Here is an 8,938-nt window from a genome sequence, read left to right on the forward strand (position 1 = left end):
CCAGTCACCCAAAGGTGTTGTCACGTTCCGGCGAGCTGTCTCGTCCACAGGTCATGACGAGGATCAAGGGAATCACGAAGAAGGACGCCGGCCCGCTGCTCAAGGCCGTGTACTGGTTCGCGCGGCGTGAGTTCGGGGCGGTGCCGGAGCCCGTCACGGTGATGGCGCACCACCCGAAACTGCTGATGGCGAGCGGTCGCCACGAACTGGCGGTCAAGAAGGCGATCCACGGGCCGTTGTTCGAACTGTGCGTCTACCGGACGGCGGTGAAGCTCGGCTGCTCGTGGTGCGTGGACTTCGGCGCCATGCTGATGAAGCACGGCGGCCTCGACGTCGAACGCCTCAAGCACATCGACGAGTACCCCACCTCGCCGCTGTTCACCGACCTCGAACGCAAGGCGCTCGCCTACGCCGACGCGATGACCGACACGCCCGTCGCCGTCACCGACGAGCAGGTGGCGGAGCTGGAGAACCTGCTGGGGCGCAAGGAACTCATCGCGCTGACCTACCAGATCGCGCTGGAGAACCAGCGGGCCAGGTTCAACAGCGCGTTCGACATCAGGGACCAGGGCTTCACCAGTGGTGATGCCTGCCGCGTACCGACAAACTAGAGCGGTGGAGAAGATCGCCCTGACGGGTGCGCAGGAGACCATGCTCGCCACGCTGTACGGCCGGGCGCTCGACAGCGAGCGCCCCGCGTCCGTGCTGCACGACGACGAGGCCAGACGCGCTGTCGACCGCATCGACTACGACTTCGGCAAGACCGGGATGAACACGACGTCGGCGGTGGGCGTCGCCATCCGGGGGCGGGTGCTCGACGACTGGACCCGCGAGTTCCTTCAGCGCACTCCGTCCTGCACGGTGCTGCATCTGGCCTGTGGGCTGGACACTCGCGCGCATCGGATCGAACGGCCGGACACCGTGCGGTGGATCGACGTCGACATGCCGGACGTCGTCGCGTTGCGGCACAAGCTCTTGCCCACGCCCCAAGGCGACTACCGGCTGGTGGCGTCGTCGGTCACCGACGACGCGTGGCTCGCCGAGGTGCCCGCAGACCGCCCGGTCGTCGCGGTGTTCGAGGGCCTCTCTATGTATCTCACGCAGGCGGAGGGCCATGCGCTGATCAGCAGGATCACCACCAGGTTCGCCGGCGGTGAGCTGCTGTTCGACGTGTACGGCTCGTGGGGCATCAAGCTGCAGAAGCTCGTGCCGGCCGTGCGGAACGCCGGCGCGGTGCTGCACTGGGGCGTCGACGATCCGCGCGAGATCGAGGCACTGCGTCCTGGACTGACCACAGTGGACGCCTGGCGCAGCGTGGACCTGCCGCACCTGGACGCGTTGCCCAGGTCCGGCAGGATCCAGATGAAGGTCGTCAGCGCGATCCCGAAGCTCCGCGACGTCGGGAAGCTGCTGCGACTGCGGTGGTAGGGCTCAGTTGTCGATGACGAAGTCGAACTTGGCGGTGTAGCGGTTGCCGACGAGCGGGCCGAGCTCGACCTCGCACTCGCGGTCGAGGTAGGCGTCGCGCCGGTTCAGGTAGGGCATGTTCATCCCGTACGCCCTGAGGTTGTCCGGGAAGAACAGCTGCGTGGTGAGGATCGGGCCGCCCCGCGCCTGCACCTTGACGTGGATGTGCGGGGTGCGGCCCGGGTAGTCCTTCGGCACGATCGTCTCCAGCACGTACGCGCCGGAGGCGTTGCTGAACTGGTGGCCGCGCATCTTGAACGTGGTGTTGTCGTACACACCCCGGTCGTCCGCCTGCCAGAAGTCCAGCAGTGCGTTGGGAATCGGCGCGCACTTCATCGTGTAGACGAACCCGGTGATGCTGAGCACGATCCCGGTGACGCCGGGCGTGCGCAGGTTCGTGCGCTGCGGGGAGTTCCGCTTGAAGTAGGGACCCTCGATGTTCGACGGGGTGTCGTCGTCATCGACGCAGGTCGGGGTCAGGGGGAGAGGCGCGCTGCGCGCCGTGGTGGTGCCGGCGGCGGTCAGTGCGACCACAGCAGCCGCACCGGTCGCCAGGAACGCCCGGCGTGAGGGGTTGTCTTGTTCGGGCATGTTCGAACTCCGGTGGTCGCGACCCGCGGCAGGGGGCTTGGGCAGCGCATCGGACGTTAGCTCCGAAACGATCCCGGCTCCAGTTACGGTCCAGACCAAAAACCGGTCAGAACGCCACGTGGGTGAGCTTGTCCGGGTTCGCGATGTCGTAGATGGCGGTGACCTTGCCTTCATGCACGGTGAACGCCGTCACACGTGCCGTCACCTCGCCATACGCGGGCAGGAGCACGCCGATGTCGCCGTTGACGAGCATCGGCCGGTGCTCCTCCGGGTAGCCGTACTTGCGCATCAGGCCGAGGAAGAAGCGCGCCACCTTGTCCGCGCCGGAGACCGTGTTGACCGCCGTGCGCACCTTGCCGCCGCCGTCGCCGATCATCACGGCGTCCGGGTGCAGCAGGGAGAGCACGGCGTCGAGGTCCCCGTTCGCCATGGCCCGCAGGAACTTCTCCAGCACCTCCTGCTGCTCGGCCAGCGCCGCGCGAGGCGGTGGTTCGGCGTCCGCGACGGCCTTGCGGGCCCGGGACGCGTGCTGGCGCGCGGAGGCCTCCGAGACCTGCAGCACCTCGGCGATCTCGGTGAACGGCAACGAGAACGCGTCGTGCAGCACGAACGCCACGCGCTGGTCCGGCGTCAGCCTGTCGAGCACCACCAGCGCCGCCATCCGGACGCCGTCGGAACGCACCACGCTCTCCAGCGGGTCGTCCTGCTCGCCGGTCGTGAGCAACGGCTCCGGCAGCCACGAGCCGACGTACGTCTCGCGGCGCACGGCCGCTGAGCGGAGCCGGTCGAGGCAGATGCGGCTCACCACGGTCGTGAGCCAGCCGCGGGCGTCCTGCACGCCCTCGGCCTTCGCGAACCGGGGCCACGCCTCCTGCACGGCGTCCTCGGCGTCGGCGAGGCTGCCGGTCAGCCGGTAGGCAACGCCGATGAGGTGCGTCCGGTGGAGTCCGAAGACGTCAGCGGTGGTCACAGATCAGCAGTTTGCCAGGGGATTAGACTCAGTGACGTGGCAGGACGCATCAGGGAAAGCGACATCGCATTGGTGCGTGAGCGCAGCCGGATCGACGAGGTCGTCGGTGACCAGGTTTCGCTGAAGCGGGCGGGCGGGGGCGCGCTCAAGGGGTTGTGCCCGTTCCACGACGAGAAGACGCCGTCGTTCAACGTGCGCCCGTCGCACGGCACGTTCCACTGCTTCGGCTGCGGCGAGGGCGGCGACGTGATCGCCTTCGTGATGAAGGTCGAGCACCTGTCGTTCGTGGAGTCCGTCGAGCGGCTCGCGGACCGTGCGGGCATCCACCTCACCTACGAGGGCGGCGGCGCGACGATCCAGCGCGACCGGGGCACGCGCGGCAGGCTCATCGAGGCGCACAAGGTGGCCGCCGAGTACTACGCCGAGCAGCTCGCGACGCCCGAGGCGCAGCAGGCGCGGGAGTTCCTGGCCGAGCGCGGGTTCGACGAGGCCGCTGCCCGCCAGTTCGGCTGCGGCTTCGCGCCCGGCGGCTGGGACAAGCTCACCAAACACCTGCTGGGGCGTGGTTTCGAGCTCCAGGAACTGATCAAGTCGCAGCTCGTCAAGGAGGGCAAGCAGGGGCCGATCGACCGGTTCCACCGGAGGCTGCTGTGGCCCATCAAGGAGATCAGCGGCGACGTCGTCGGGTTCGGCGCGCGGCGGATCTTCGACGACGACCCGATCCAGGCGAAGTACCTCAACACCAGCGAGTCGATGATCTACAAGAAGTCGCAGGTGCTGTTCGGGCTCGACCAGGCCAAGCGCGAGATCGCCAAGCGCAAGCAGGCGGTCATCGTCGAGGGCTACACCGACGTGATGGCGATGCACCTGGCCGGCGTGCCGACGGCGGTCGCCTCCTGCGGCACGGCGTTCGGCACGGACCACATGAACGTGCTGCGCAGGCTGCTGATCGACGACGACGTGAACGGCGAGGTCATCTTCACCTTCGACGGCGACGAGGCGGGCCAGAAGGCCGCGCTCAAGGCGTTCGAGGGGGAGCAGCACTTCTCCGCGCAGACCTACATCGCGGTCGCGCCGGACGGCATGGACCCGTGCGAACTGCGGCAGGCCAAGGGCGACGTGGCCGTGCGCGACCTGGTGGCGCGACGCATCCCGCTGATCGAGTTCGCGATCAAGGCCCAGCTCAAGGCGTACGACCTCGACTCGGTGGACGGCCGCGTCGAGGCGTTGAAGAAGATGGTGCCGTTCGTCGGGCAGATCAAGGACAGGGCCAAGCGCGACGGGTACGCGACGCGTCTGGCCTGGTGGGTGGGCTGGGACGACGAGGCGATGGTCGTGCGCCGGGTCCGTCAGGTCTCCAGCGGCAAGACGCCGGTCGCGACCCCCCAGCGGGCCGATCCGAACCAGATCGCGCTGAGCGTGGAGGTCGACGGCCCGGCCCGGCCGAACCCGCGCGACCCGAGGCTGATCTTCGAGCGCGAGGTGCTCAAGATCGCGCTGCGGCTGCCCGAGTACGCGGGGCCGTTGTACGACTCGCTGCCGGACGAGTCCTTCACGGACCCGGCGTACGTGGCGCTGCACCGGGCCATCCGCGAGGCCGGCGGCGCCTCCTGCGGGCTGGAGGGCTCCGCGTACCTGGACGCGATCTCGCAGTCGTGTTCGCACGCGTCGGTGCGGTCGGTGATGACCGAGCTCGCCGTGGAACCGTTGGCGGTCAAGCAGAACGACGAGTTCCGCTACGTGTCGATGGTGATCGCGCGGCTGCAGGAGGTGCAGGTCGGCAAGCAGGTCGAGGACGTGAAGTCGCGCCTGCGGCGGCTGTCCCCGATCAAGGACGCCGACGAGTACCGGGCGCTGTGGGGAGACCTGGTGGCGCTGGAGGAGTACCGCAAGGCGCTCCTGCAGCAGAGTGCTGGAGTGCTGTAGTGGGGTTGTTCCGACGGGTGTTCGGCGATGGCGCGCCGGACGGGTTCACCGGTGAGCTGGAGCGCGACGAGACCGTGATCGCGCACGCGCCCGTGCAGACCGGCGGTCACCTGGTGGCGACGTCGCTCGGGCTGTGGGTGCCGGGCGAGTCGCCGCGGCGGATCGGCTGGCACCTGATCAGCAAGGTGAAGTGGGAGGGCGCGCTGCGGGTGGTCGAGGCCGTCGAGGCCTCCACCGAGGGCGCCGTGGTGTTGCTGGAAGACCTTTCCGCGCAACGGTTCGCGCTGGACGACCCGCGCCGGGTGCTGCGAGCGATCAGCCAGCGCGTCGAGGGGTCGATCCGGGTGCGGGAACGCGTCGAGTCGCCCGGCGTGTGGATTCTGCAGCGCAAGATCCCCGGCCGTGACGGCGTTGTGTGGCAGGCGCGCGGGGACGCGGGCGTGGCTCTCGCTGACGTGCGCTCGGCCGTGGCGGGGTTCTCCGAGAGGCTGGCGCGCTAGCAGTACGCGTGTACTGTTAGCCGTATGTGGGATCCGGCGCAGTATCTGGCCTTCGCCGATCACCGTGCGAGGCCGTTCTACGAACTTGTGGCGCGCGTGCGGGCTTCGGAGCCTCGCCGCGTGGTGGACGTGGGCTGCGGGCCCGGCAATCTGACCGTGTCGCTGGCCTCGCGGTGGCCCTCGGCCGTGGTCGAGGCGTTCGACTCGTCGCCGGAGATGGTCGAGGCGGCGCGGGCGGCCGGCGTCGACGCCCGCGTGGACGACGTGACGACGTGGGAACCGTTGCCGGACACCGATGTCGTGGTGTCCAACGCGGTCCTGCAGTGGGTCGCGTCACATCCCACGATCGTGTCAAAATGGATTGCGGCGCTGCCGTCCGGCGCGTGGCTCGCGTTCCAGGTCCCCGGCAACTACGCGGACCCTTCGCACCGCCTGATCCGTGAGGTGGCGGGGGAGTCGCTGGCGCATGTTTTCCGTGCGGAGAAACCGGTTCTGGATCCCGTGGAGTACGCGGACCTGCTCGGCGACTGCGCTGTCGCGGACGTCTGGGAGACCACGTACGTGCAGCGGCTCACCGGTCCGGACCCGGTGCTCGAATGGGTGACCGGTACGGCTTTGCGGCCGGTGCGCGCGGCACTGTCCTCAGCGGACTGGGAGGCCTATGCCGCGGAACTGGCGCCGCGGCTGCGTGAGGCGTATCCCCAGCGAGCCGACGGCGCCACTTGGTTCCCGTTCAGGCGGATCTTCGCGGTTGCGCAGGTGTGAGGTCCGTCACGTTCGCGGCGTCACCGGAGGCGTGTACGCCTTGCCGTTGGTCTCCTCCTCCTGGTGGCGCCACGGAGCCTTCTCCGCTGCCTTTCCTGCGGCGTCCGCGGCCAGATCCTTGGCCTGAACTGCGGCTTCGAACGCCTTGTCCTTCGCCTGTGCCGCCGTCTTGCGCACCGTCGGGTTCGCGGTGAAGCGGTGCCAGAGGCGCACGATCTGGTCGTAACGCTCTCGTCCGGCCTTCGCGCCGAGCACGTAGCCGATCGCCGCGCCGACCAAGATGCCCTTCATGTGACGTCTCCTCTCGCATCGTGCCTGGTCAGAGTCTGTGTTGCGGCCAAGTGGGGGGTGCCTGCAAAACCCCTTTCCAGGCTCATGTAGAGTTACCCACTGTCAGGAGGAACCAAGCCTGACAAGCTAGAACAACCGAACATTCCCCCATAGCTCAATTGGCAGAGCATGCGACTGTTAATCGCAGGGTTACTGGTTCGAGTCCAGTTGGGGGAGCCATCGCCTAGACCCTAGTCCACCGACTGGGGTCTTTCGCTTTGTACGGGTTTGCTTCAGCTTGGGGGCATGGCCCGCTACGCGAATCTTCGTCGCATCTCCTCGCTGGACCCGGTCGCTGACCACGAGGAGATCATGCGGATCTCGGCCGGCCTGGAGTTCCCGTGGGACTACCAGAAGTCGCTGGAGATGGCGCTGTTCCGCACGTACTGCGTCCCGACGATCTCGGGCCTGCTGGAACGCACCGGCGAGTTCGAACGGCGGCCTCAGAAGCGCTACGACGACACCGCGATCCTGATGGCCGAACTCGTGGAGCACGGCTACGACTCCCCGCGGGGACGTGAGGCGCTGCGCGTGGTCAACCGCCAGCACGGCCGTTACGACATCTCGAACGACGACATGCGCTACGTGCTGGCGACGTTCGTCTACGACCCGATCGACTGGCTCCAGCGCTACGGCTGGCGCCCGCTGACGGACAACGAACGGCTGGCGGGCTTCCACTTCTACCGCGCGGTCGGCGCCCGCATGGGAATCCGTGACATCCCGGCCGGCTACGACGAGTTCCTGGCGTTCAAGACGGCCTACGAGCAGAAGCACTTCGTGTTCGCGCCGTCGAACCGCCGCATCGGCCAGTACACGCTCGACCTGTTCTGCTCGTGGTACCCGTCCGTGGCGCGCCCGGTGGTCGCACGCGCCGTGGTCGCGATGCTGGACCCGGCGATGGTGCGCGCGTTCGGCTTCACCGCCCCGCCGGCCTGGGTGGGCGCCGTAGGCCGGCAGGCGTTGCGTCTGAGGGCTTTCGTGGTGCGCCAGATGCCGGTGCGGAAGGCTTTCAAGCTCACGAGCACCCCCAACCGCACCTATCCTGGCTACCCGCGCGGCTACCGGCCGTCGGACCTGGGCGCGATCTCCAGCACCGCCCGCTGACCGTTGAGCACGAAGCCCATCGCCTTCAGGAACTCGTTGCCGGGCTTGAAGTCGTCAAGCCGGACGTGCACGCGCATGACCTCCGGAAAGCGTTCGGTGAGCGCCCGTGCCATCTCCCGTCCGATCCCCCACCGGCGCAGGTCCTTCGGCACCAGGAAGAACCCGATGCTCGCGTGGCCGGGCGCCGGATGGCCCACCACGAGGTCGACGAACCCGATCATGCCCTGAGCCTGCGCGACCAGCAGGTGCTTCTGCTCGAACGCGGCCCCCTCCGGCAACGCGTAGAAGAGACTTTGCACATCACCGGGCCCGGACGGATGGCCCGTGGCAGCCTGAAACCAGTCGTCGCAGTCGGCGAACAGCGCCAGCACCCCGGGCTCGTCCGCCGGGGTGAAGTCGCGGAGGGTCAAACGCACGTGTCCAGCCTATGTGTCGCTCGCCACGGGGGCGCGCAAGGGCCGTTCGGCGTGATCGGTATCCTCCACGACGCAGCGTGAGCGGGGGGAAGTAGCTCAGTTGGTCAGAGCAGCGGACTCATAATCCGTCAGGTCGTGGGTTCGAGCCCCACCTTCCCCACTAGAACTACCAGTGCGACGGGGCTCCTCGAAGATCCAGGCTTGATCGTCTGTCCATGGTGCCGTCCGGCCGCACTCGCGCCAACCCGGCCCACCGCACTCCGCGACTCGCTTAAGGTGCCGGAATGGCGGAGGACGGGTTCGTCGAAGTGCGCGGGGCCAACCGCGGCAACAACGTGATCCTGCACCTCTTCGCCGCGGCGTTGATCGTGACTGGACCGATCGTCTACGCGGCCAACGACGGCGGCACCGTCGGCATCGTGCTCACCGTGGTGCTGCTGCCGCTGGGCATCGCCGTGTGGCGTGGTACCGCGCGTGCCAAGCGGCGGCTGCTGCGCCTGGACGAGGTGGGGCTGCCCGCGACCGCCGTGGTCCTGTCCGTGGAGCCGATCAGCGAGGACTCCACGGTCCGCGTCCGGCTCCTGATCAAGGGCCCGGACGTGCCCGAGTTCGTGATCGAGCACGACGCCAGGTACGACCCCGGTCTGAAGCAGGGGAACAAGCTCGTCGCGGCGGTCGATCCCGACGACCACCGCGACTTCGAACTGGACTACTAGTAGACCGTCGCTTCTAACCTTTGGGGTAGAGGTGGCGGAGTCGGGTGCGGGCGTCGTCGGTGGTGAATTGCCAGTCGACTCCGCGCTGGTGGGTGTTGGTGGTGTGCTGCCAGGCGGCGAGTTCGGTGTTGAGGGTGTCGAGGTCGCTGATGC

General features: G+C 68.2%; 11 protein-coding genes and 2 tRNA genes. 9 read left to right on the plus strand and 4 right to left on the minus strand.

Annotated features, from left to right (window positions below; genetic code table 11):
* Positions 1-53: 53 nt before the first annotated feature.
* Both ACIRG5_RS46940 and ACIRG5_RS46945 read left to right on the plus strand, forming a co-directional pair.
* Entirely contained in the window at positions 54-611 is a 558-nt protein-coding gene (locus tag ACIRG5_RS46940) for a carboxymuconolactone decarboxylase family protein (protein WP_402917816.1), read from the plus strand.
* Positions 612-615: 4 nt separating this feature from the next.
* A complete protein-coding gene (locus ACIRG5_RS46945) occupies positions 616-1,428 on the plus strand; it encodes a class I SAM-dependent methyltransferase (RefSeq protein WP_402917818.1) in 813 nt (270 codons plus the stop codon).
* A gap of 3 nt (positions 1,429-1,431) precedes the next feature.
* Here ACIRG5_RS46945 and ACIRG5_RS46950 read toward each other — a convergent pair whose 3' ends face one another.
* Both ACIRG5_RS46950 and ACIRG5_RS46955 read right to left on the minus strand, forming a co-directional pair.
* Positions 1,432-2,058 (minus strand): dioxygenase, encoded by a 627-nt coding sequence (locus ACIRG5_RS46950; protein WP_319978599.1) that lies wholly within the window; start codon positions 2,056-2,058, stop codon positions 1,432-1,434.
* 106 nt (positions 2,059-2,164) lie between these two features.
* Positions 2,165-3,028, minus strand: coding sequence for a sigma-70 family RNA polymerase sigma factor (locus ACIRG5_RS46955; RefSeq protein ID WP_402917822.1), 864 nt, complete (start codon positions 3,026-3,028; stop codon positions 2,165-2,167).
* 36 nt (positions 3,029-3,064) lie between these two features.
* On the opposite strand from ACIRG5_RS46955, the gene dnaG reads away from it, so the two are divergent.
* From dnaG to ACIRG5_RS46970, 3 genes are read left to right on the plus strand one after another with little or no spacing between them, the layout of a single operon-like run.
* On the plus strand, positions 3,065-4,954 hold the full coding sequence (gene dnaG, locus ACIRG5_RS46960; protein ID WP_402917825.1) for a DNA primase: 1,890 nt from the start codon (positions 3,065-3,067) through the stop codon (positions 4,952-4,954).
* Positions 4,954-5,454 (plus strand): hypothetical protein, encoded by a 501-nt coding sequence (locus ACIRG5_RS46965; RefSeq protein ID WP_402917828.1) that lies wholly within the window; start codon positions 4,954-4,956, stop codon positions 5,452-5,454. The genes dnaG and ACIRG5_RS46965 overlap by 1 nt, the downstream gene beginning before the upstream one ends.
* A 24-nt stretch (positions 5,455-5,478) precedes the next feature.
* Positions 5,479-6,219 (plus strand): trans-aconitate 2-methyltransferase, encoded by a 741-nt coding sequence (locus ACIRG5_RS46970; protein ID WP_402917831.1) that lies wholly within the window; start codon positions 5,479-5,481, stop codon positions 6,217-6,219.
* A gap of 6 nt (positions 6,220-6,225) precedes the next feature.
* Here the strand turns inward: ACIRG5_RS46970 and ACIRG5_RS46975 are convergent, their stop codons facing one another.
* Positions 6,226-6,510 carry a hypothetical protein gene (locus ACIRG5_RS46975; RefSeq protein WP_402917834.1) on the minus strand — a complete coding sequence of 95 codons (285 nt, stop codon included), beginning with the start codon at positions 6,508-6,510 and terminating at the stop codon, positions 6,226-6,228.
* Positions 6,511-6,653: 143 nt separating this feature from the next.
* Here ACIRG5_RS46975 and ACIRG5_RS46980 point away from each other — a divergent pair.
* Both ACIRG5_RS46980 and ACIRG5_RS46985 read left to right on the plus strand, forming a co-directional pair.
* Positions 6,654-6,729 (plus strand) — tRNA-Asn (locus tag ACIRG5_RS46980).
* A 66-nt stretch (positions 6,730-6,795) separates the two neighbouring features.
* The gene (locus ACIRG5_RS46985; RefSeq protein WP_402917837.1) at positions 6,796-7,653 is read left to right on the plus strand and encodes an oxygenase MpaB family protein; all 858 of its coding nucleotides are present in this window, start codon (positions 6,796-6,798) and stop codon (positions 7,651-7,653) included.
* Here ACIRG5_RS46985 and ACIRG5_RS46990 read toward each other — a convergent pair.
* Positions 7,608-8,069 carry a GNAT family N-acetyltransferase gene (locus ACIRG5_RS46990; protein ID WP_402917839.1) on the minus strand — a complete coding sequence of 154 codons (462 nt, stop codon included), beginning with the start codon at positions 8,067-8,069 and terminating at the stop codon, positions 7,608-7,610. The genes ACIRG5_RS46985 and ACIRG5_RS46990 overlap by 46 nt on opposite strands.
* 85 nt (positions 8,070-8,154) lie before the next feature.
* On the opposite strand from ACIRG5_RS46990, the gene ACIRG5_RS46995 reads away from it, so the two are divergent.
* Together ACIRG5_RS46995 and ACIRG5_RS47000 are read left to right on the plus strand one after the other, a co-directional pair.
* Positions 8,155-8,229, plus strand: a tRNA-Ile gene (locus ACIRG5_RS46995).
* A gap of 124 nt (positions 8,230-8,353) precedes the next feature.
* Positions 8,354-8,785, plus strand: a complete 432-nt coding sequence (locus ACIRG5_RS47000) for a hypothetical protein (protein ID WP_402917842.1) — start codon at positions 8,354-8,356, stop codon at positions 8,783-8,785.
* Positions 8,786-8,938 lie beyond the last annotated feature (153 nt).

This window comes from Lentzea sp. NPDC102401 (assembly GCF_044765805.1).
GTDB classification, from domain to species: domain Bacteria; phylum Actinomycetota; class Actinomycetes; order Mycobacteriales; family Pseudonocardiaceae; genus Lentzea; species Lentzea sokolovensis.

What these genes read in the sequence shown, in the direction of transcription:
- ACIRG5_RS46975 (WP_402917834.1), bottom strand. Translation starts at nt 6,510, where the DNA reads ATGAAGGGCATCTTGGTCGGCGCGGCGATCGGCTACGTGCTCGGCGCG.
- ACIRG5_RS46985 (WP_402917837.1), top strand. Translation starts at nt 6,796, where the DNA reads ATGGCCCGCTACGCGAATCTTCGTCGCATCTCCTCGCTGGACCCGGTC.
- ACIRG5_RS46950 (WP_319978599.1), bottom strand. Translation starts at nt 2,058, where the DNA reads ATGCCCGAACAAGACAACCCCTCACGCCGGGCGTTCCTGGCGACCGGT.
- ACIRG5_RS46940 (WP_402917816.1), top strand. Translation starts at nt 54, where the DNA reads ATGACGAGGATCAAGGGAATCACGAAGAAGGACGCCGGCCCGCTGCTC.
- ACIRG5_RS47000 (WP_402917842.1), top strand. Translation starts at nt 8,354, where the DNA reads ATGGCGGAGGACGGGTTCGTCGAAGTGCGCGGGGCCAACCGCGGCAAC.
- ACIRG5_RS46970 (WP_402917831.1), top strand. Translation starts at nt 5,479, where the DNA reads ATGTGGGATCCGGCGCAGTATCTGGCCTTCGCCGATCACCGTGCGAGG.